Annotated in this window: 18 protein-coding genes; 9 read left to right on the top strand and 9 right to left on the bottom strand. The window is 42.4% G+C overall.

Annotated elements, in window-relative coordinates:
* The first annotated feature begins 70 nt into the window (after positions 1-70).
* On the top strand, positions 71-1,822 hold the full coding sequence (locus tag H9L11_RS20285) for a polysaccharide lyase family 7 protein (protein WP_205391143.1): 1,752 nt from the start codon (positions 71-73) through the stop codon (positions 1,820-1,822).
* A 469-nt stretch (positions 1,823-2,291) separates the two neighbouring features.
* Here H9L11_RS20285 and H9L11_RS20280 read toward each other — a convergent pair whose 3' ends face one another.
* Entirely contained in the window at positions 2,292-3,857 is a 1,566-nt protein-coding gene (locus H9L11_RS20280; protein ID WP_017821221.1) for a polysaccharide lyase family 7 protein, read from the bottom strand.
* A gap of 76 nt (positions 3,858-3,933) precedes the next feature.
* On the bottom strand, positions 3,934-4,707 hold the full coding sequence (locus H9L11_RS20275) for an oligogalacturonate-specific porin KdgM family protein (RefSeq protein WP_017634227.1): 774 nt from the start codon (positions 4,705-4,707) through the stop codon (positions 3,934-3,936).
* Positions 4,708-5,277: 570 nt separating this feature from the next.
* On the opposite strand from H9L11_RS20275, the gene H9L11_RS20270 reads away from it, so the two are divergent.
* Entirely contained in the window at positions 5,278-7,023 is a 1,746-nt protein-coding gene (locus H9L11_RS20270) for a hypothetical protein (protein WP_033906977.1), read from the top strand.
* Positions 7,024-7,251: 228 nt separating this feature from the next.
* Here H9L11_RS20270 and H9L11_RS20265 read toward each other — a convergent pair whose 3' ends face one another.
* From H9L11_RS20265 to H9L11_RS20255, 3 genes are all read right to left on the bottom strand, one after another.
* Complete coding sequence (locus H9L11_RS20265) at positions 7,252-8,295, bottom strand: polysaccharide lyase family 7 protein (protein WP_033906976.1); 1,044 nt, start codon at positions 8,293-8,295, stop codon at positions 7,252-7,254.
* Positions 8,296-8,492: 197 nt separating this feature from the next.
* Complete coding sequence (locus H9L11_RS20260) at positions 8,493-9,851, bottom strand: MATE family efflux transporter (protein WP_080996215.1); 1,359 nt, start codon at positions 9,849-9,851, stop codon at positions 8,493-8,495.
* A 120-nt stretch (positions 9,852-9,971) separates the two neighbouring features.
* Entirely contained in the window at positions 9,972-10,688 is a 717-nt protein-coding gene (locus tag H9L11_RS20255; RefSeq protein WP_017634231.1) for a FadR/GntR family transcriptional regulator, read from the bottom strand.
* Between the two features lie 560 nt (positions 10,689-11,248).
* On the opposite strand from H9L11_RS20255, the gene H9L11_RS20250 reads away from it, so the two are divergent.
* The 4 genes from H9L11_RS20250 to H9L11_RS20235 all read left to right on the top strand — a co-directional run bounded on the left by H9L11_RS20250 (position 11,249) and on the right by H9L11_RS20235 (position 17,156).
* Entirely contained in the window at positions 11,249-11,968 is a 720-nt protein-coding gene (locus tag H9L11_RS20250; RefSeq protein ID WP_005388529.1) for a FadR/GntR family transcriptional regulator, read from the top strand.
* 142 nt (positions 11,969-12,110) lie between these two features.
* On the top strand, positions 12,111-13,973 hold the full coding sequence (locus tag H9L11_RS20245) for a putative nucleotidyltransferase substrate binding domain-containing protein (RefSeq protein WP_132936392.1): 1,863 nt from the start codon (positions 12,111-12,113) through the stop codon (positions 13,971-13,973).
* Positions 13,973-14,689, top strand: coding sequence for a 3'-5' exonuclease (locus H9L11_RS20240; RefSeq protein ID WP_005388533.1), 717 nt, complete (start codon positions 13,973-13,975; stop codon positions 14,687-14,689). The genes H9L11_RS20245 and H9L11_RS20240 overlap by 1 nt, the downstream gene beginning before the upstream one ends.
* Positions 14,690-15,374: 685 nt before the next feature.
* A complete protein-coding gene (locus H9L11_RS20235; RefSeq protein WP_205391142.1) occupies positions 15,375-17,156 on the top strand; it encodes a transporter in 1,782 nt (593 codons plus the stop codon).
* A 342-nt stretch (positions 17,157-17,498) separates the two neighbouring features.
* Here H9L11_RS20235 and H9L11_RS20230 read toward each other — a convergent pair whose 3' ends face one another.
* The 3 genes from H9L11_RS20230 to H9L11_RS20220 all read right to left on the bottom strand — a co-directional run bounded on the left by H9L11_RS20230 (position 17,499) and on the right by H9L11_RS20220 (position 19,362).
* Complete coding sequence (locus H9L11_RS20230; RefSeq protein ID WP_054578994.1) at positions 17,499-18,125, bottom strand: hypothetical protein; 627 nt, start codon at positions 18,123-18,125, stop codon at positions 17,499-17,501.
* Between the two features lie 325 nt (positions 18,126-18,450).
* Positions 18,451-18,771, bottom strand: a complete 321-nt coding sequence (locus H9L11_RS20225; protein WP_205391141.1) for a DOPA 4,5-dioxygenase family protein — start codon at positions 18,769-18,771, stop codon at positions 18,451-18,453.
* A gap of 396 nt (positions 18,772-19,167) precedes the next feature.
* Positions 19,168-19,362, bottom strand: coding sequence for a hypothetical protein (locus H9L11_RS20220; protein ID WP_152560954.1), 195 nt, complete (start codon positions 19,360-19,362; stop codon positions 19,168-19,170).
* A 65-nt stretch (positions 19,363-19,427) separates the two neighbouring features.
* Between H9L11_RS20220 and pdhA the strand changes: the two genes are divergently transcribed.
* Genes pdhA through H9L11_RS20205 form a run of 3 tightly spaced genes read left to right on the top strand, consistent with a single transcriptional unit; the run spans position 19,428 to position 22,643 of the window.
* Positions 19,428-20,522 carry a pyruvate dehydrogenase (acetyl-transferring) E1 component subunit alpha gene (gene pdhA / locus H9L11_RS20215; protein WP_205391140.1) on the top strand — a complete coding sequence of 365 codons (1,095 nt, stop codon included), beginning with the start codon at positions 19,428-19,430 and terminating at the stop codon, positions 20,520-20,522.
* Positions 20,515-21,498: an alpha-ketoacid dehydrogenase subunit beta gene (locus H9L11_RS20210; protein ID WP_042521051.1), complete on the top strand. Its 984-nt coding sequence runs from the start codon at positions 20,515-20,517 to the stop codon at positions 21,496-21,498. The genes pdhA and H9L11_RS20210 overlap by 8 nt, the downstream gene beginning before the upstream one ends.
* Entirely contained in the window at positions 21,495-22,643 is a 1,149-nt protein-coding gene (locus H9L11_RS20205; protein ID WP_005375831.1) for a dihydrolipoamide acetyltransferase family protein, read from the top strand. Before H9L11_RS20210 ends, H9L11_RS20205 begins: the two co-directional genes overlap by 4 nt.
* Before the next feature lie 67 nt (positions 22,644-22,710).
* Here H9L11_RS20205 and H9L11_RS20200 read toward each other — a convergent pair whose 3' ends face one another.
* Positions 22,711-23,676 (bottom strand): FAD-binding protein, encoded by a 966-nt coding sequence (locus H9L11_RS20200; RefSeq protein ID WP_205391139.1) that lies wholly within the window; start codon positions 23,674-23,676, stop codon positions 22,711-22,713.
* Positions 23,677-23,758 lie beyond the last annotated feature (82 nt).

The following is a 23,758-nucleotide window of genomic DNA, read 5'->3' as shown; positions in this document are numbered from 1 at the left end:
AAACTACTCCCCAACAACACTAAAATGATATTGTATTACAAATATTAAATAGTGTAAGAGGCTTACTACTGTGTTTATAAAATCAACTAAATTGCTTCTAATAAGCTTCTCTGGGCTTGGATTAATAGGTTGTGGAGGAAATACCGCCACTACAAGCCAAGATGATAAACCAAATATTCCGCACCAAGAGCATGTAGCACCATACTCAATAGCAAAATTTCAAAACATATTGAGAAATTCAGATTTACAAGTATCAGATCCCGATGGGAAGGAGGGAAATAAAACCAGTGACGTCAAAAATGGAGCATTCTCGGATTATAAGAGTGACCACTTTTACGCAGAAAAGGATTCCAATTACCTTGTCTTTAAAATGTCGAACTACAAAATGCGCTCAGAAGTTCGTGAGCGAGAAAACTTCAACATTTCAGAACAAGGCGTCTCTAGAACTTTGTATGCAGATGTTCGATTACCAGAGATTAACCTTGCAATGGCTAGCTCCCCTGCAAACCATGATGAAGTCACTTTCCTGCAAATTCATAACAAAGGCACAGATACTTCTGGTACAGGTGCTATCCCACACCCTTTGTTACGAATCGTTTGGGAACAAGAACGAAACAGTATCACTGGTCATTACTGGGCGGTAGTAAAGAACAATGCCATAGATTGCAGTCTACCTTCTAGCGCATCAGATTGTTATGCAACATCATATGATCGTTATGACTTAGGAAAAGCCGATCTCAACGCATTCACGCGATTCGAAGTAAAAATCGGAGAAAACACATTAACCATTAAAGTGAACGATGAACAAAAGGTAAATGTAGATGTATCCTACTGGCAGCACCTCCTGAGCTACTTTAAAGCCGGAGTTTACAACCAGTTTGAAAACGGTGAAGCAAAGGTACAATTTAAGCAGTTAGGACTAACCAAAACTGACCATACTGATTCAATAGCCTGGAATATTGACGATTGGAAATTAACCATTCCTGCAAGCAAAAATGATTGGTATGGTTTTGGCGGTGACAGCGCGGCTGAATTAGAGCCTGAGCGTTGTAATTCAAGTAAAGATCTTCTGTCTAACGAAGAGAGCGTTTACCAACGCGAGATTGATTTATCATACTTCAATGTTATTGACGGTAGCATGCATTTCCGCGCCGATATGGGTTACGGCACGTCAACGGCCAACTCCAGTTACATCCGTTCAGAATTGCGAGAGCTCTACATCAGTACTAACTCCCCGGATTGCAGCACCAGCGATGAAGAGACAAGTTGGTATATTGAAGATAGTCGTACCGGCGCAACTTCGCATACGCTAAACGCAACACTAAGAATTAACGAATACCCTAAAATCGACGGTCAATTACCAAAAGTCGTGGTAGGCCAGATACATGGTTGGAAAATCAGCCAAGCACTCGTGAAGCTACTTTGGGAAGGTGACAATAAGCCAGTCCGAGTTATTCTGAACGATAACTACAAACTTGATAACAACAAAGACTGTACTGATTGCAACGCATTCAGCGTTAAGCTTGGTACCTACGCGGTAAACGAAGACTGGCAATATACGATCCGTGCCGATAAGGAAGGACTGTTTTTAGCCACCTACGATGCAGATGGCAGTAATATGGTCTCGCACACACTGAAGTGGGGAGAAGCATACTCAGACACCGCTAACAACAAGTCCTATACTCTGACTGAAAGATGGGCGTCGCCTGATATTGCGTTTTACTTCAAAGCCGGAATTTACCCTCAGTTTAAACCTGATAATGCATATCGAGGAGAAATCTTTGATGTGAGCTTTAGTGCTTTGAGCACTCTTCATCAATAGTCATTTCAATCTCTTAGCAATAGGCTTGCTACTTTGCTCTAAAGCAACGAACAAAGCTCATACTGCCGCCACGGGAAATTTATTTTCTCGTGGCCTCTTCTTTTAGAACACCACAATTCAACTCGCTTCACGCATAGTGTTTCCTTCTACGATAAATATATAAATCAACCTCCACTTAGGCAGCTTAAAAACAGCTTCTATAGTTTCATGAGATATTTATCTACCCTAACGCAGAGTTATTTTAAATTTAACCAATTAAACTACTCTAATATACATTCGCACTTAAAAATAAACATTGTCAGAAGATAAAAGCAATCAATAATTATTACCTATCTATAGTGATAAATTTTTAAATTAATTTATCTATGTCAATTAAAATAATATTTGAGCTGTTTTATTCTTCTATAGAAAAAAGCCCTCAGCTACAAAGCTGAGGGCAAAGGACTTCAATCAACTATAAGTGATAGAACTAGCCTTGGTACTTACCAAAAGATTGTTTTAATTTATAGAAAGTAGCTTGTGCGTAATCATCTGGATTACCGTACATATTCTGGTTATAGACACCGGCTTTAAAGTACATATATCTGCCACCTTCGTCATAGCCACTGTCACTCATATCTACGACTTGAACAACATCATCTTTACCATCACGTTTTACCGTAACTGTCATTGTGTTGCCTTTCACATCAATGATGTAGCTGAATTTTTCACCTAGCGCGATGCCATCGTCACCGATTTCACCAGTCATATCACCCACTAAGCTGTAGTAATCCTCTGTTCCAGTTTTGGTTTTTTCGTGAGCAAAGTAAACTGTACCTGTTGGTTGGTCTGGTAGCTTACGATAATAAAGACGAATTGGCTCATCATCTTTGTCATGAATCTGGCCGATAATAAAGCGGCCAACTTCATGCGACTGACCAGTTGTGGTTGCATGGTCAATCTTCAGAGTAGCTTCAAGCGTACCGTCTACACCACCCGCTTCTTTTTGATCTTCAACTGGTGCAGAACTGAATACCCAGTTATTAGGATTTACACCTTTTGTGCTGTAAGACTTATCACCAGCACGAAGCATGGTACGTAACTCAGTTCGCGCGTATTTAGTGTTTTCAGAAGTTCGAGCGCCTTTCACATAGCTCTTGAATACCATTCCGCCATCATCTGCTGTGTAGAATATATCAGAGTGTTGGAAGCCGTTAGCCAAGTCCCACTCATCAATATCATCAGCACGACCATCTTTGTCATGGTCGAAAGGTGTCGTCAGTTTCCAACGTGTTAAGTCAAAGTTTTCACCCGGAGCATTTGTAGCGAGTGGCTCTTTCGGTAACGTAGGGTAAGGCATCGCTTTAGAAAGATCACACGTCACAGTCGTTTCACAAGGACGGACGATTGGTGCTCCAAAGTCGCCTTTACGATTCTTTTTGAGTAAATCCTTTTGTGCCTTTTGCTCCGCTTTCATTTGCGCAATCATAGCCGCTTCAGCGTTAACGACGTCATCAGTAATGATGTGACTTGCCGGACAGGCATTAATTCCGCAATTAACTGCCGCTAACTCAGTAACTGAGTTCCATTGGTTTTTGCTATTACCGTGGCCAACGTAACGAACATAGCGTGCTTTTACTGCAGGCTCAAACTGGAAGCGCTCTAAGCCAAGTGCGCGACCAGAGCTTTGCGCACCCTCAATAACCGTCACCCAGTTTTCACCATCAGTACTAAACTGAACATCAAATTTGCTGACGCGTTCGTTACCTTTGCTGAACGAGGCTTGAATTGCGTCGAACTCATAAACCGAGCCGTAATCCAACATCGCCCACTCACCATCACCATTTGCTGACCAACGTGTCATAATATCTTGGTCAAACAACTGCTCTGGAACATTACCATCATGACTACTCGCCGTTATCGTAACGGGAGTCAGAATATCAGCACCAGTTTCTTGGTTGTTTGGAAATGGATCTACCATGGTCGCCGTACTATTACAGCCCACAGCAAGTAAAATAGAAGAAGCTAACAAGCTTTTGAAGAAAATATGCTTCATGTAATCTAACACCTACAATATAAAAATGAATTAACAGCTCTTTTGCTGTAACAACAATTAGGCAATAACACTCGGGTTAAAAGCTGTATTTAAGGCCAAGGCGTGTTCTCAATTGGCGGTCATCCGTGGTTGAACCATCCTTACCTTTGACATTCCACAATTCAAAGTAAGGACGGAAATCTCCCATTTGGTAACCAACAATTAAGCCAGCATCCCACTCAGAATCTTTCCAATCAGATAAACGCACTTCGTCATAGTTTTTGTTGTAGTTGATCTCATAGCTCAGCTTGACGTTATCAAGGTACTCGTTATCAAACTGACGCATATCGTAAGAGCCTGTCAGTGTCCACTTACCTTGTTCAACTGTTTTCCCAGCAACGCTTACCGAAGTACCATCCGTTAGTGTTTTGTTACCTGCACCATCTGAATAAACTTGAAATTCGTGTCGGTAACGTAAAGCGGTACTTAAGCCAAAAGAGGATTTGTAACCAACACGAACTTGTGGTTTATAAGTGGTTTTTTCGTCATCATCACCAAAAGTAATAGGCATCCCTGGTTGGATAAACCATTGTTTATTTATTTGGTAGCGAACTCCCCAATCAAACTCAGAATCACCAGCAACGAGTTGATCCCAAAAATGCGAGTTGTCGTAACTATGGAATTTTTGTTCTACACCAAAGTTCAGTTTGGTCTGATCGTTAATTTTAGAACTACCACTAATTTTGATACGTTGGGCATAAGTTTCACTCTCATGCTTATATTCTGCGCGATAGTCTAAAGTTGCTGCGGAAACCGCTCCCGCCATTAATGTGGAAGCAACGAATAGGGACATTGTTGTAACTGCTTTCATGATTATATCTCTCTGTATATATTTTTTGGGATACCACTTAAATCCCTGGATTTGATTCAACACTATTGAATTAATGTATGACAAATACTAGTTAATTCATCATGAGAGTTCTGTGATATTAATCATGTAAGTGCCCCTCAACTGACAATTTGTATTATTATATATTCAAAAGTGTTAGCTATGTCTGATTCTAAAACGACCTTTGTAGACATCACTTACAGAGAAATGTTTTAACTCGTTTCATATGATAAAGAAGAAGATTAAAAAAATATAAACAACAATAATTTCAATGGCTTAAAATCAAAAATCTTGATGTAAAATCAAATTTCTTTCCTAAATCACCTTTAGTTTTTGCTGTTCCTCTATAAAGAAAGCTGTCAACCTCATAAAGGTTCAGCTCTTATTGATGTTGATATTCAACTATTTTGTGTGACTTATTCATCACTTCAGTGAGCAATCATTGTATCTAGTGTGAGTCGGATCATTCTATTGATAAAACCATCTAGATGACAGAAATTATTTGTCTAACAATATTACATAAATAAAAACACATAGAAGTGAGTACCTACCATGCAAGTAACAAAAATTGCAGCAGCAATTGCTATTTCCACAGGTTTGTTAACCGGATGTAACACTGATTTAAGGGATGCACCATCGGCTCCCCCACCAACAGAAACTGAGTCTGAGTTGAGCCAAGGTATGTGGGATATTTCAACACCAGCCACTGTGGCGAAATCCGATGATGAGCACGACCTGCCAAACGTCTATGTCTTTGAAGACGGTACGCAAAAGTATTATAACGATGATGATAACTTCGGTACTTACACAATCTACACTTCAACTTATACCGAAGATAAAGATACAGAGACGCTTACATTCAACCTTTATGACGAGAGCGATCTAGGTAACCCTACCGAGTTAACAGGGACTTATGAAGTTTCAAACGGCATGTTAACCATCTCAGGAACAAATGACGGAAACTTCACCGGTAACGATGAATCAGAAAACGATGCGGTGAAAGATGCAGTTGCAGCGGCAAATAATGACGCTGGCGATAACAACGTCGTACAAATTTTGGATACCAATAAAGGTGGAACAGAAGAAGACACCGGTGAGTTACGAATCAAGCTGTCTGATTCAACGAGTGTTTCAGAAATTTCAACAGGCCGACTAACTGTAGATCTAACTTACCAGCATCATGAAGAAACAGAACAGGAAGCCGACGGTTCTGGTGACAATGCTTACATCTCATTTTATGCAGCAAAAACCTCGAATTCCAACTTGCATGGCGAAGTGGCATTTGAAAACGGCAAAATCAAATACCGCGATGCAAGTGGAAACTTGACGGAAACAGGCGACACGTTTGAGTTAGGTGAAAACCTCGCGATAGAAGTCAGTTGGATAGAAAACTTCTTCTCTTTTTCGGTTAACGGTAAACAAATAGGTGAAATGTTACCTGTCGCTGATGGCACCGCTGTAACCTATGTATCACTGAGACTAGGTGATAATGGCAACACTACAAACTTTGAATTAAATGCAGACAACTTGAAGATTTACTCTAGTGATTCTGGCTCTGAAGTGTTGGTTCTAGAAGAGGATTTTGACAACTACATTCCAGGCTTAGACCTCGCGACAATTTACAACAGTGCATCAAGCGAAGCGGTTGTCATTTCAGACGGAAGTTCTAATCCTGATAAACCGTCAGAAGACGTGAGTGAAAACTTTGACTCATACCCAGTAGGAACAAATATCAGTTCAGCAAACTCTAGTTGGAAAGAATACAATACGGTTGCTGATGACTCCTCCACCTTGACGTCCGTGGCTGTAGTAAGTGATGACGTATCAAAGAGCGGCGCTAACTCTCTGCTAATATCCGACACAGATACGACCAACAAACCATACGTTACGCGCGAGTTTTCAAACGGAGCAACATCAAACGGTAGCGTGTCATTCGATGTTTACATTCCGTCAGACAACGAAAAAACTACATACATTAATGTTGGCTCAGGTAAAAACAACTCAGATCGTTACTACGAATTGAGAATTTCGGGCAGTGGTAAAGTTGAAGCCGAAGCAGGATCAGATGACGTAGAAATAGGCACTATTACGACTGACGCTTGGAACTCAATGTCCCTAGCTTGGGATGGTGATGAGATTAACGTTTCTATTAATGGAAAAACGGTTGATGCGCCAAGCCAGTCCGAAACAGGCTTAGACGCAACGAATACACCATCACAGCTAACTATTTACGTAGGGGACACAAGTGGTGCTTCAACAAAAGCATATTTCGATAACATCGATTCAAAGCAACTCTAGTGTTATTTTGTAGCACTTGATACTAGGCCAGGCTTTCGAGCCTGGCTTTATTTTTTTACCTCTTCAGAAGAACAAAATTCAACACAATACTCTAAATTCAAGCCAGTCCCAGTGATTGCTTGCTCTATCTTGTTTCTTACCTTTTAAAGAATTCCACTGAAAACAAAAGCCTCATCAAATCGATGAGGCTTAAGTAGAAATCGAGTAGCTCTTAGTTTTCTATTAGTTTCAATTTTGATTTAGCTTGAGCTTAGAAAATGTCACGCTGTTATAGTCACCGTTTTTCTTGTCGACTGTAAAATCACCGGTGCCCGCACATCCTGTACCCCACACAGGGTGAGACTCACTGACGCTACATTGACCATAAGCTCCTGCTTTAAAATAGAACATGTCTTCTGCGTAGCCATGCTCAAAGTCCTTACTATCAATCCCCTTACTGAGATCTATGGAATAAGTCACTGTCTCGTGGCGTTCTGTTTCAAACGTCAAGTTCATCATAGTTCCTTGAACTTCTATCTTGTAGCTGAACTCTTCACCAAGAGCGATACCTGCTTGGCCTGGTTCTTCAAGGTTATCCCAAGTATTTCCCCATACTGGATATGCAATATCAATACGATTTGGATCTTCCTTCGCTAGGTTACGCTCGTAGTTCCAAAATACAGAGCCCATTTTGTGTTCTGGGAATTTTTTATAGAAGATTTTAATGGGTTCATTTCCATGTCCATAACCTTTACCCTCTTTTATTCTTGCATCAATTTTTTTCGCGTGGATTTGACCGACAACAACAGAATGAGCAGGCCCTTTCTCTGGAAATTTGGCGTGTTCAGAAACATGGTTCACTTTCAAGGTCGCTTCCAACGTTCCACCTACACGACTGTGTTTAGCAGCCTGAGGGTGGCTCGATAAAGCCCAATGGTTTGCTAAATCATCGGTTTGAATAGAAAAGTCAGCGCCACGAGGCATTTCACGTAGTTCAGAGCGTGCATTCTTCGAGTTTTTTGTCGTTACCGCTTTATTCTGCACTTCAAATACCAAGTTGCCTTCTTCGTTCAAGAAGAAGAAGTCTTTGTGTGAATAACTCAGCATCGCCACACCCTCGATTTCGTCCACTTTTCCGTCTTCATTGATATCGGAAGGAATAGTGATCTTCCAGTTTCGCATATCAAATTTATCGGCAGGGACTGGATAATCAACGCCATTATTTAAATCAGAAGCGATAGCAAGAGTTGGTAAGGTAACAGCCATTGCGGCTACGAGTAGATTGAGTTTCATGTTCAAACCTTATTATATGTAATATTGTCATACATATAATAAGGTTTGCAAAGGAATGATTCGAGGAAAGAAGTTATGATGTGCTCTATTGATCACAATTTATAAACTCGATAAACCCCAAAATGATAAGCTAGACATACTCCTCTTTAGTCCATAGCATCTACGAATATTTTCGACCTAATCCAATAGTCATAGGATCAATCGTACATTAGCTTGTCTGCCTTATTAATATCGAAATCTTTCAGAGACTTACGTGCTAAATGCCTAAATGGCCATGCCTTAACAATTTCTTCAAACGGCATGATTGCAAACACCCAAAACACTGAAAGGTCCAAGTATAAAATCATCAAAGCACATAACGGTATTGAGATTACCCACTGACCGGTAAAGTTAATCTTAAACACCTCCGTTGTTTTACCTAACGCTCTCAAAATATGACCATGAACGGTGTTATAGCCACGTACTATCGGTAGCAGTATGTAAAGTGGAGCAATCGCGGATAACGCTTTGTAAGTACTCGGGTCTAAGTCGGGATACAAATCAGGAAGAACGAAACTAAGTGCAAAAAAGAAAAATGCTGAAACGAACGAGATCATCACGGCCATATCAATACTAATATCGACATTGTTACGCAGCTCATCCATTTTTCTTGACCCAATTGCTTGGCTAATCGTGATTGCCGATGAATGCGCCCAAGCAGTAATGAACTGAGTACCCGCTTTGATCCAAGGCATCACGATAGTCATAGCGACATAAGCATTTAAGGTCAGTTGCGAGTACAGCAACATGTATATCGTTGCGCCAGTTTGTAACATTGTGACGTTCGCCGCGACGGGGAAAATCTCTTTAAAATGCTTATATATATTGCTTTTCAATGACGCATCAAGCTTCTTAATAGACAAGATGATAGAATCATCAAGCTTAATGCACATGGTTAAATATAACAGCCGAATACTAATAGCAACCAAACTACCCGCCGCGGCGCCTTGAACGCCAATACCTTCAAAATTAGTCAGGCCGTGAATCAGAACATAAGACATCGCCACGTTGACTGGCAATTCAATCAAATAGCCTTTAAATGGAACTTTGGTCCGTCCAAGCGCATTGAACACCGCAATCATAACCTGAGTAATGGCATTGAATATGACGATGAACTTAGCAATTGCAAGGTAGCATTTTGTCTCCGCATAGAGATCAACGTTATCCGTCAACTTACTGATTAACGCTTCATCAAAGACAGTAATCAACAGCCAGAATAAGGATGCGACTAGAACGTTGATAACTAAAGCTGCCCAGAAACCTTTATTTAACGATAGATAATGACCAGAGCCTACGGCACGGCTAAGTACCAATTGAGACCCATTTGCTAGAGCCATTTGGATACCTAAAACAAAAGAAACTATTGTTGTAGCAATCCCCATAGCAGCAAGTGAAACTTCACCTAATGGCGTAACAAGCAGCGTATCAATCATAAGCATTGATTGCATCAACAAAGCATTAAGAGCAAGCGGCCAAGCAAGAGATAAGTTTTTCTTTATATATGGTTGGGAAAACATTAGTAAACCTTTGTAATGAGGTTAAACGTTTAAACTAAAGAGCTCGGTCATTAGGCAAAGTTCATGACAAAAAGAAACGACAGAAAACTCTTTTTAGTCAATAAAGGTGTACGCAAGCTCTTAACTATTCACGGCGTCGGAAAGCCTCTGATTCTCATCATTTAACAGCGTTTGAGAGGCTAAACGAGCTTGAAATGAGTTTCCGACCATAATTGCATCATAAATTGCACGGTGCTCATTAAGGCAGAACCTCCCTCCTTCAACTGACTTGTCAATAAACACCTTAAATATGGTCGAAAGTATATTGCTGAAGGGAACGTAGAATTGATTATCGGTACAAAGGAATATCGTTTGATGAAACAAATGATCGTTAGCAATCCACTCATCATAATCGTGACATCGTGCTGCCATCGTCATTCTTTGAAATACAATTGACAACAGCTTTCTTTGCTCAGCATTGGCATTTTGGGCTGCCAGCGCACACGCCTCTGGTTCTATGGCTTTACGCAATCCTAAAAACTGAGATAGAAACGGCTTAGTATCTTCTAAATCTTGGATCCACTCTAAGAGTTGAGGATCAAGAAAATGCCAATAGTTTCTTGGTAGTACCGTAGTTCCAACTTTTGGTTTAGAGATAATTAAGCCTTTAGCAGACAGCAACTTCGTCGACTCTCGTAGTGCTGTCCGACTAACACCAAACAACTTACACAGTTCTATTTCACTCGGGAGCTTCTCATTTTGACTTAATTCTCCTGACAATATTTTGCGAGAAATCTGTCTTGCTACTTGTACATGTATCTTGTGATTTGAATTCCCGAGAAGTGAAAACTCTGCCATCTATATTCCTCATTGCCAGCAGCCTAAACGACTTGTTTAGCTAATAGTTAGAAAAGGCCAAATGAAACACGCTTTGAAGGCGGAGACTTTCTGTGTAAATGTAAAGCACTGTTATTTAGCGTCTAAAATCTAACGATCTTATGAATATGATTTTTACTCGCGAGGTATATTGGCCAAACTCAATATTGAATGGTCGAGTAGTAACATCATGCACACCGATCTTTAGTATATAATAATACAATATCACTTTATTTAACAAGAAACCTGATCTTCTATTCAAATTGTGTGCTGTGTATTGAAAATCAGTGAGTACAATAAGTAGGCGCGACTAGAGTTAACTAACATATTGAGCTAACAAATAAATAAGGAATGATGTAAGAATCGGTGGCCTCATCTGTTATACGCTAAGTATCATAATCATGAAGGCTTCATAAAGCAGTCGGAGATTCAAAATGGATTTGTGAAGACAGCTGTTATTACGTAAACATCTTCTTGGTGAGCTACACTTTGGATGATATAGTCCAAGCTTAAATAATACAATTTTAACGATAAGTGATTTTATGTCTGGTGAATTTCATTCTATCTCCGGTTCCAAGCGCAGCTTACATGTACAAGTAGCTCGCGAAATTGCTCGTAGCATTTTGTCAGGCAAGATCCCTCAAGGGTCCATTCTTCCAGGAGAAATGTCCCTGTGTGAACAGTTTGGTATCAGTCGCACAGCTTTGCGTGAAGCCGTAAAACTTTTAACATCAAAAGGTTTACTCGAGTCACGTCCAAAAGTTGGTACTCGAGTCATCAACCGAGCGTACTGGAACTTTTTAGACCCACAATTAATTGAATGGATGGACGGTCTAACAGAGATAGATCAGTTCTGTCATCAATTTTTGGGGTTACGACGCGCGATAGAGCCTGAAGCTTGTGCACTCGCAGCGAAAAATGCCACTGCGGAACAGCGAATTCAGCTATCAGAAGCATTCCAAGATATGTTGGAAGTCGCTAAAGCAGACGAACTGGACAAAGCGCGCTGGATGGATGTAGATATTCGTTTCCATAGCATTATTTTTAACTCAACCGGAAACGACTTTTTCTTACCGTTTGGGCATGTTCTGACTACAATGTTCATTAACTTTATTGCTCACTCATCTGAGGAAGGCAATACGTGCATCGAAGAACATCGTGAGATTTATGAAGCAATAATGGCAGGCAATGCTGAAAAAGCACGTCAAGCTTCGGCTAACCACTTGTTGGAGTCAAAACATCGCTTACCCGAAGCCAGTTAAGCTTAGGGCTTGGGCGATCTAATAACTAGGCAAAAGCACGCATCTCGCGTGCTTTTTTAATTTCGTTTCCTCCAATTCTTTATGGCACACCATCAATATTTTGATATATAGTAATACAAATATATTTTGAGAATGTTGTGTTATGACCGACTCGCTACTGCCAAATATCATACAGTTTATCAGCCAGATTGATCCGTTTGACAAGGTACCTAAAGGTGCACTTCGCGAGCTTGCTTCATCTGTTAAGATCACTTATTTAAGCAAGGGGGATGTTGTTGATCAATGTTCTTCTAAGAACGAAAAGTCACTTTATATTATTAGAACTGGCTCTATCGAACAGCGTAAATCTGATGGCATATTGAGAGCTAAACTTGGTCCGGAAGATTTGTTTGGCTTCACTTTTCTTGGTAACGAAGTCGAAAGCGGGAAAGAATACAAAGCAATTGCAATCGAAAATTCATTAGTTTATGTAATTCCAAATGCTGCGCTGAAAAAGTTGTGCACTTCTCATCCTGAATGTGCTGAACATTTTGCATCACAAGCTCAGGTACGGCTAAAGTCAGCATTAGATGTCGTGTGGTCTAACAAAGAAAAAGGGTTGTTTATTCGGCGTGTAGAGGAAGTTGCTAGTGGTCGAGTTGCAATTGTAACCGCTGAGCAATCCATTCAGTCAGTCGCCAACGAGATGATCGATAAGTGCTCTCCCTGCGCTGTCGTTTATCGTGATAAAAAAATAGTTGGACTGATTACCGACCGAGATATGACAAAGCGAGTCATCGCCAAAGGATTAAGCATCTCAACACCAGTCGTCGAAGTCATGTCGCCTGATCCTAAAACAATTCATCCTGACGATTTAGTTCTGCACGCAGCCTCCATTATGATGCAGCACAACATAAGAAATTTACCCCTAGTCAGAGACAATAACGTCGTTGGCGTTTTGACAACAACGCACTTGGTTCAAAACCATCGAGTCCAAGCAATATTTTTAATTGAAAAGATCAAATATGCTGGCAGTGTCAAAGCTTTGTCTAGTTTTACGTCTGAGCGCCAAGCTATTTTTGAAGCATTAGTCGAAGGACGGGTTTCACCAGAAATCATTGGTAAAGTGATGACCATGATTATGGATGCGTACACTCGTAGGTTAATACAAATAGCCATTGATAAGTTGGGAACACCTCCCTGTGACTTCTCTTGGATTGTGGCAGGCTCTCATGCTCGCCAAGAAGTACATATGCTGTCAGATCAAGATAGCGCCATCGTATTAGATGATTCGGCAACAGATAACGACCGTATCTACTTCAAACATTTAGCAATGATAGTAAGTAATGGCCTGAATAAATGTAACTATCCATTGTGTCCAGGGAAGTTTATGGCAGCGACCCCTAAATGGTGCCAGCCTCTCTCTGTTTGGAAAAAGTACTATAAGAAATGGGTGGCAAATCCTGAATACGAGCGCCTCCTCAATATCAGTGTCTTTTTAGAAATCCGAACCGTTTATGGAAACAAAGACTTTGAACAGATACTTCGCGATGAGCTTCACTCTAACATCAACGCTAATAGAGAATTCCTTACGATGTTAGTTAACGATGCGGTGAAAACAAACCCACCGTTAGGAATATTCAATAGCCTAGTATTACAAAAATCGGGAGAGAACAAGAAAACGCTCGACGTAAAAAAATACGCGATTAATCTAATCATTGATCTTGCAAGGATTTATGGTCTGGCAGTTGAATGTGACCTCACTGCAACTGATGAGCGTTTTAAAGCAGCTAACGAAAAAGGACTGCTCAGCCATGACGCGTACAAAAATATAATAAACGCATATCAATTCATCTTGTCGTTTCGATTTGCCCATCAATTAGAAGCACTAAAAAGTGGAGATGAGCCAAATAACCACATTGACCCCAATACGTTCGGTAGTTTTGAACGTCAACATTTAAAAGACGCGTTCCGCATCATTGCAGATCTACAAGAAGTCGCCAAACTCCGTTTTGGGAGCCGATAATGAAGCGCTTACTTGAGTACTTTCATCCATTGACACGAAAAAATCGTCAGAGACAAAAGCACTGTAAAAAGAAGCACATCCCTCTTTATCTTAAAAAGCTGCTTCGCTCGCCAAATCTGGACGTAAATCAACGAGCTTTTGACACTGAGTTCATCGTTCTAGATCTTGAAACAACTGGCTTAGACAGTGAGGAAGAAGTCATTCTTTCCATGGGCTGGGTAGAGATTCGACAAGGCCATATTGACTTAGCAACAAGCCAACACCTTTATGTACATAGCGACTCAAAAATTAAGCCCGAAACCATAGTTGTTAACCATATTACCCAACAAATGCTGACTGATGGAATCTCTATTCATGAAGCAATGCGGACATTCTTTAAAGCAGCAGAAAACAAAGTTATTGTTGCGCACGGATGTATAGTCGAAACTAGCTTTATTAATCAATATTTACAGCGAGTTTTCAACATAAAAGAGTTGCCGCTCATTTGGATAGACACCTTGCGAATAGAAAAAAGGTTACAAAGAGCTATCAATGCTTCCGATGAATCAGATGTGACTCTAGCAGCGACAAGGGAACGTTACGGGTTACCCGCTTACAACGGCCATAATGCACTTGCAGATGCAATTGCAACTGCAGAGTTACTATTAGTTCAACAAACCCGTATCGCACCTCAGACAAAAGCGACAGTCGGGCCCCTTTATCGGCTTAGCCTGTAATCATCCAGATCACAGGCCTATTTGCTAAACATGTTCTCTGTCACAATTTGGTATCATCAGCATTTACCTTAATTAATAATACAATATCATTAATGGGGCGACGTTAGCAAAATGCAGCGAATAGCCATTGTCACTTGCCAACATCAGAGCGAGTGTAAACTGATTAGTTGCTCCATATCATAACTACATTTTAGAGAGCTTAGCATTGCATGTGCGCAATGATTGTCGAAGATCTAGCAGCGTTACATAAACAACTGAATTCAGGTGATGTCCCCTCGAACGTCATCTGTAGTGGTTAGTAATCATGTAAAGCCGCTGTTGCGAACTTCAGCCGACAGCTCGCGGTACTAGTACCGTTTGGCCCATGCAGTACAGGCTTGCATGGGCTTTTTTTTAACAATCCTACATCAATCGATGTTAAATCCCTCTGCCAGATATGCATAAATCCGCATCCATTCTTATTAGAGGACTTAAGATTCTTTATAAGTATATTCATAGAACCCATACCTAAACTCTACACTTTTAGCAGCTTCAGAGAAAAGCAATATCTGACACCGATCACTTGTATGATTAATTAAAGGGTTTATTACGCCTTACTGGTCACGGTTTTGAGTTATTGTACTACAAATAAGAGGGGCGAACGTTACTATTACTTAGGACAATAAACTACTTCAAAGGTCTAAAGATGGAACTCAATACTCTCATTGTGGGCATCTATTTTCTATTCTTAATCGCAATAGGTTGGATGTTCAGAACTTTTACTAGTACTACAAGCGACTACTTCCGAGGTGGCGGCAACATGCTTTGGTGGATGGTTGGAGCAACGGCGTTTATGACTCAATTCTCTGCTTGGACATTTACTGGCGCAGCTGGTAAAGCCTACAATGATGGTTTTGCTGTCGCTATTATTTTCCTTGCAAACGCGTTTGGTTACTTCATGAACTTCGCTTACTTTGCACCGAAATTTCGTCAGTTACGCGTCGTAACTGTCATAGAAGCCATTCGTATGCGTTTTGGTACAACAAACGAACAAGTATTTACTTGGTCTTCGATGCCAAACAGTGTTGTCTCTGCAGGTGTATGGCTTAACGCCCTTGCTATTATAGCTTCAGGTATTTTTGGTTTTGATATGACAGCAACCATCTGGATTACCGGTTTAGTTGTACTTGCGATGTCGGTAACTGGCGGCTCTTGGGCGGTTATCGCCTCCGATTTCATGCAAATGGTCATCATCATGGCGGTAACGATCACATGTGCAGCCGTTGCTATTGTTCAAGGTGGTGGAGTTACTGAAATTATCTCTAACTTCCCAGTCGCAGAAAGTGGCGGCTTTGTTGCAGGTAACAACCTGAACTACTTAAGCATCTTTAGTATTTGGGCGTTCTTTATCTTCGTTAAGCAGTTCTCTATTACAAACAATATGTTGAACTCTTACCGTTACCTAGCTGCAAAAGACTCTAAAAATGCAAAAAAAGCAGCTTTGCTAGCATGTGTATTGATGTTGGGTGGAGTTTTCATTTGGTTCATGCCTTCTTGGTATATTGCAGGCCAAGGTGTTGATTTAGCGGCAGCTTATCCAGATGCTGGTAACAAAGCAGGCGACTTCGCGTACCTATACTTCGTTCAAGAGTACATGCCAGCAGGTATGGTTGGACTTCTGGTCGCTGCAATGTTTGCTGCTACGATGTCCTCTATGGACTCTGGTCTTAACCGCAATTCAGGTATTTTCGTAAAGAACTTTTATGAACCGATCGTTCGTAAAGGCCAAGCATCAGAGAAAGAGCTAGTCGCAGTTTCTAAAGCAACATCGGCGGTATTTGGCGTTGCAATTATTCTAATCGCGCAGTTTATAAACTCTCTAAAAGGTCTGAGTCTATTCGACACTATGATGTACGTTGGTGCGCTCATCGGGTTCCCAATGACAATTCCAGCGTTTTTAGGCTTCTTTATCAAGAAAACTCCAGACTGGGCCGGTTGGGGAACTCTAGTCGTGGGTGGCATCGTTTCCTACCTTGTTGGGTTTGTTATCACAGCTGATATGGTGTCATCGGCGTTTGGCCTTGAGGAGTTGACTAGCCGAGAATGGTCTGATGTGAAAGTAGCAATAGGTCTAATCGGACACATGACGCTAACTGGTGGCTTCTTCATGTTGTCGACTCTATTCTACAAGCCTCTAACTGACAAACGCCAAGCAGATGTCGATAAGTTCTTTGAAAACCTATCAACGCCTCTTGTAGCGGAATCAGTGGCACAGAGAAAACTCGATAACAAGCAACGTCAAATGCTGGGTAAACTTATCGCGGTCGCAGGTATAGGTGTCATGTTTATGGCTCTGCTACCTAACCCAGTATGGGGGCGCTTAGTGTTTATTCTATGTGGTGCCATCGTCGGAGGTGTTGGTCTACTACTTGTAAAAGCTGTGGATTCAAGCGCTGAACAAGTCTCTGAACCTGTGACAGAAAGTTAAATCTCTTATTCTAATAAACGCGGCTATTCTTTGGCCGCGTTTTTTAATTCTAAGTTCCCAGTACGAACACTTCACCCTTTTACGAAGACATATCATCTTGTCTAGGGTTATCGAATTGCAGCTTTATTTTGTCATTCGATAAGGCTAAACCAGAACGTGATAATCTGATCGAGTTAAAAGTGCAGCCTACCTTGCTTAAGTAAACGCCCCAAAAATACCTGATGAAGTAAAGATCTCGGCTCGTATACTTTGTTGCCACTTCGTGATTTAGACTCGCTAGTCCTTTACATCACTACCTAGTCTACAAGCCAAACTATTCCCGCTGAACAAACCATCTCGGGATTACTTAGGTACACTATTTTCTCTTTTTGCAGATGGCACAACAACAGCTACCAATAAAGCTAACAGCAGGAACACAGGGCTAAGCATTAATCCATGCCAGATTGAATACCCATCATGGAACAGCCAGAATATACCAAGCGTCAGTAGGTACGAAAAGTAGCTGCAAAACACCAAGCTAATCGCGACAAAGCGCTTTTGATTAATAATAAGAATCCGCACTAGATACTGGCTAAGAATACCGGAGCAGCGCATGGCAAGTTGCCAATTAATGATAAAGAAAGCAAGCGCAATAAACCCAGCTACGACCAGTGCATCATGCGTACTTAAAATGAAGTAGCTACCAAATCGGCTTATGATGATCGGATAATCGCCTTCGTATATCGTTGACCAAGATATTGCGTTCGCTGCTGCTACGTAATTGGCAAAATAAGCAATGGCGTAGAAAGTCGTTTGAGAACTGAACGGCTGAAATACGTCTGTACAAAACCCTCGCCATTCTTCTTTGTTGGCGGTAGGCCCAACCCAGTCACGTTTTTTTTGAGCGGTACGCCCGGCAAACGCAGGCTCGTTGCGAAACAACAGCCAAAATATATAGAGTGCAAGTATAACCAAGAGTATCGAAAACATACCCTTCCCCCTCAGAAATTATCGGCGCCACTGCCAATGGCGTTGGGGTCGTAAACTGCACTTCCCTGCTATACCTATTTGATTTATCAAAGACTTAATATTTTATTACCACCAAAATTCATTTAATGGCATGCTAAACAGCGATATTTTCACGCTTTGTGCGTGAAGTTCGAAAGCCTACTTTTAGGTTTAGCACAAAAATAGCTACAGCAAAGCGTAAGATAGGGATTCCGCACCCATCAATGAAGATGAGGCGTTAAGCAGAAGCTGCGACCGCAATGAGAAGAGAAGGATTCAAAGCGGTCATGCATGGGCGAGAAGGCAACTATTTCTCTAACTTTTCTTCAAATACACCAATCTCTCTGCCCAACCAAATCGCGCGTTCTGTGTGATCGAGCAACTCTTCTTCGCTTACTGGGTGAATAAGCACAGAAAAATCGCCTCGAATCGTATCAAGCCACGCCAAGAACTCTTCACTCAAGGATTCTAGGTGAATTTCAAACATCGGCATCTTGTGTGGGCCAACTAACCTTCCAACTAATGGAAACACACGCAGCACATCTTGACGCTCTTGACGGATGATCTCGTTCAAGGCTTGCGCTTTATCTTGTTCTCTTAGGGGAAAATAAACATGAGTGTGGTACATAACTTCTCCATAATCACTTCCACTTGAGCACTACCTACTTTGGATAAGCTCAAGGACTGCCGAGGGTATACATTTGTAATGCCGTCACCCTACCTTGATTCCACTCAGTTGGGAAGAAGTTATGCATTCTCATAAGGTCGAGGCTTCGAGCACAACAAAAATTTGCAATTCATCATATAGCAACTGTTTGAGTTGATTCATTAATAATGACTCACTTTGTCAAATTTTACAGCCAAATTTTGTTGCAAATATGTTTCATTAACCAGTAATTAAATTCGAGTTTAAAAATACCACCAGCAAAATAGCAGCATATTACTCTGCAAAATCAGGGTGTAAGCAAAACTTTACTACTGAGCGAAAGTCAAAATGAAGCATAATTTAACAATTTGTTTACACTTATTGTATCTGGCTATACCACGATTTAGTTAGAGGGTTAGATACAGAAAAGCCTTTCTCTGTATCTTGCGGTGAAATAATCGCAGCGATGTTATCGACAAATAGTTTAAGGGACGAACAGATGCCTACCGCTATCGAAAGCACACGCAACCTTAGGTATGGCCTTTGCGCTGATATCAGAGTTTGAGTACCCATACAAACTCTGGTTTTGTATGAACAGCTGCAGTCCAAAAGACCCGCAGCGTCAAAAGGAGCTTGAGATGAACGTTCAGGCATTACCCATGCATCGGTTTATCGACCATCGTGGGGACCTCGTCGGCCAACTACCCAACTGGGCTGACACTGAAACATTGGTCGGGTTTTACCGAGACATGGTATTAACTCGCACTTACGACAACAAAGCAGTTGCCTTGCAACGCACCGGTAAGCTAGGGACCTATCCCTCACACTTAGGCGCGGAAGCCATAGGCATTGCGGTCGGCAGAGCACTTAAAGCCGATGATGTGTTTGTCCCTTACTACCGCGATATGCCTGCGATGTGGTGTCGTGGCATTGGCATGGAAAAGAACCTTCAATACTGGGGTGGCGATGAGCGCGGGAGTGATTTTGCTCCTGAAGGCAGTCCGGTTCCTAGCCGAGACCTTCCCTACTGTGTACCCATAGCGACGCAATGTACGCATGCTGTCGGGGTGGCTTCCGCGCTAAAAATTCAAGGTAACCATGATGCTGCGCTAGTCATGTGTGGCGATGGTGGTACATCCAAAGGGGACTTTCTTGAGTCAATAAACTGCGCAGGTACTTGGAATATTCCACTTGTTTTCGTCGTAAACAATAACCAGTGGGCAATTTCAGTGCCGCGTAGTCTCCAATGTGCCGCCGATTTCTTATCAGAAAAAGCGCAAGGTGCAGGTATACCGGGTATTACTGTCGATGGTAACGATGTCGTCGCCGTTTATGATGCAACTAAAACCGCCCTTGAGAGAGCAAGAAAAGGGAAAGGCGCAACACTCATCGAAGCGGTGAGTTACCGACTGAGTGACCACACTACGGCCGATGATGCGACTCGTTATCGTAAAGAAGATGATGTTCAAACTGCATGGCAATACGAACCTATCGCACGTCTTAAAACGTACCTCCTTAATCAAGGCGCTTGGAGCGACGAACAAGAACAGCAATGGCTAGATTACTGTAAAGAGCAAGTAGAGTTAGCTGTTGAACGCTATCTGAGCTTACCGCCACAAGCACCAGAAACCGGTTTCGATTATTTGTATGAATCGCTACCTCAAGAGCTTCATGCACAAAGAGATGAACTCATCAACAAGGCAATGAGAATGCAGGGAGGCAGACATGGCTGAGCTAACGTTGGTTGAAGCAGTAAACCTTGCCCTGCACCACGAAATGCAACAAGACCCCAATGTTGTCGTATTAGGTGAAGACGTGGGCGATAATGGTGGTGTATTTCGTGCCACTGTCGGACTCAAGCAAGAGTTTGGTCTTAAACGAGTCATCGATACGCCACTCGCTGAAGCCTTAATCGGCGGGGTTGCGGTCGGTATGGCAACGCAAGGATTACGACCTGTCGCCGAATTTCAGTTTCAAGGTTTCGTTTTTCCTGCGATGGAGCACTTAATGTGCCACGCGGCTCGAATGCGTAACAGAACTCGCGGTCGGCTCACTTGTCCCGCGGTTTTCCGTGCGCCATTTGGCGGCGGTATCCACGCTCCGGAACACCACTCAGAAAGCGTGGAAGCGTTATTTGCTCACACTGCTGGATTTAAAGTGGTGATTCCTTCTTCTCCACAACGCGCATACGGCTTACTTCTCGCTGCAATTAGAAGCAATGATCCCGTCATGTTCTTCGAACCGAAGCGCATATATCGCACCGTTAAATCTGAAGTCGTTGATAACGGCGAAGCACTCCCACTCGACACCTGCTTCACCTTACGCAAGGGGCGAGATATCACGCTCGTTACTTGGGGCGCATGCGTCGTAGAGTCACTTCAGGCCGCGCAAACCTTGTCTAGTCAGGGAATTGAAGTCGAGGTGATTGATTTGGCGAGTATTAAGCCAATTGATACCGCGACGATTTTCAGCTCACTAGAAAAAACTGGACGTTTACTCGTTGTTCATGAAGCGAGTAAAACTTGTGGTGTGGGATCTGAGCTATTAGCTCGAACCGCTGAACACGCCATGTGCTTACTTAAAGCCCCACCTAAACGAGTAACTGGAATGGACACCATTATGCCTTATTACCGTAACGAAGATTATTTCATGGTTCAGAAAGAAGACATTGTGACCGCAGCGCGCGAACTCGTGGAGGATTGGAAATGAAGACGTTTAACTTACCCGATCTCGGCGAAGGCCTCGCTGAATCAGAAATTGTAAAATGGCACGTTAATGTCGGTGACATGGTTAAATTAGATCAAGTGATCTTAACCGTAGAGACAGCAAAAGCGACGGTCGACGTCCCTGCCCCCTATTCGGGCCGTGTGGTCAGCCGTCATGGTGAGGAAGGTGAAATCGTCAATATTGGTGCATTACTGCTAGAGATTGATGAAACAGGTGCCGGGAGAGAAGTAACGGCAGAGAAAAAAGCCACTGCTGACGCCGCAACCGTCGTCGGTAGCGTTTCTCACCAAGCGCATCATGTTAACGTTGATGATTTCTGGATTGGTGGCAACCACAACACGACAGAAAGTAACCTCGTTACCGCCCTGCCTTCGGCTCGCTTGTTGGCACAAAAACTTGGGGTAGATCTTAACCTTGTGTCAGGTAGTGGCCCGAACGGACTTATCGTAGATGCCGATATTTACGACGAAGCCGGAAAACAGCGTCCAGGCACCGAAGTTTTGAAAGGCGCTCGACGTACCATGGTATCGTCTATGACCGAATCGCACGAACATGTTGCTGCCGTAACCATTACGGAAGAAGCATTGTTGGAAGATTGGCTGCCAAACGAAGATATCAGTATCCGCCTTGTTCAAGCGATTGTTCATGCGTGTCAAGAAGAGCCCGCTTTAAACGCTTGGTTTGATGCCGAAACCATGACACGCTGTGTACACACAACGGTCAATGTAGGAATTGCAGTAGATAGCCGTCATGGATTGTACGTGCCAGTCTTGCGCCACGCAGATGAATACGAGCCACAAGATGTTCGTCGTTGGCTCGATCAAACCGTTGAAGGGATCAGAGAGAGAAAAATCGGTCGTGAGCAATTGCAACACGCGACGATTACGCTTTCCAACTTCGGCGCGATTGCCGGTATTTACGCGACACCTGTCGTCACACCGCCACAAGTCGCTATTGTCGGCGCGGGCCGAATACTCGACCGAGTTGTGATAAGAAATGGTCAAGCAATTTCGGTGAAAGCAATGCCGCTATCCGTAACGTTTGATCATCGCGCTTGTACTGGTGGTGAAGCTGCAAGGTTTACAAAAGTACTTGCAGAGCACCTGCAACGTCCGAGCGAAAAGTAACTTATAAAAATCAAATGATAAAGGCTTCCAGTCCGGAAGCCTTTTGTTTTAGGAAGCAAGACTATATCTACAGCTTCTCTAACAGCTCAGGCATTACCACAAACAAATCGTCGACCAATCCATAATCTGCAATGTCAAAAATAGGCGCATCAGGGTCGCTATTAATTGCAACAATCACCTTGGAATCTTTCATTCCCGCCAAATGCTGGATCGCGCCAGAAATTCCGACGGCAATGTATAACTCCGGTGCAACAATTTTGCCGGTTTGCCCAACTTGATGGTCATTAGACACATAGCCCGCATCGACCGCCGCTCGTGACGCCCCTACCGCTCCACCTAGCTTGTCAGCCAATTGTTCTACTAAAACAAACTTCTCTTTACTCCCGAATGCACGACCACCCGACACTACTACTCTAGCCGCTGGCGATTCTGGTCGCTCACTTTCTGGCGTTTGTTGCGAAACAAACTCACTAAGTTTATTGATAATCACCGTGTCGACTTGAGTAAGCTTAGGGACAACTGGCGTGTCAGATAGCTCTGCGGCATCAAAAGCCGTACTTCTTATGGTCATCACTTTATAGGGATCATTCGACGTGACTCTCGCCAATGCATTTCCAGCATAAATTGGACGAATCACCGTATCGATAGACTCGATTGTCATCACGTCAGAAAGTTGACCAACATTAAGCAACGCCGCCACACGAGGCATCACATTCTTACCAAATGTACTGGCAGGAGAAAGAATGTGTGAGTAGTTTTTGGCTACTTGTGAGATCAAAGGTGCGATATTTTCCGCTAATCCATGTTCATATCCCTTCGCATCAACCCAGATAATTTCTGCAACACCTTGAACACAATTCAACTCATCCAAAACTGATTGGCACTGATAACCAATAAGCAACACAGAAACAGGAAGCGATTTATCATCATCCTTAATCTCAAATGCCGCTTTAATTGCACACAGCGTCCCTACAGCCAACGATTGGTTGTCATGCTCTGCGAGCACAAGTGTTGCTAATGGTCGGTCTTCCATGGTCATGCCTCATATAACACGTCAGATCCATTACTTGAGCTTAGTCCACTTCACGTTAACGTCAACTGAGCTATAGTTTTCT

The organism is Vibrio sp. sp1 (assembly GCF_016920955.1).
In the GTDB taxonomy this organism is placed as follows: Bacteria; Pseudomonadota; Gammaproteobacteria; order Enterobacterales; family Vibrionaceae; genus Vibrio; species Vibrio alginolyticus.
This window is presented reverse-complemented; position numbering and strand designations above follow the sequence as displayed.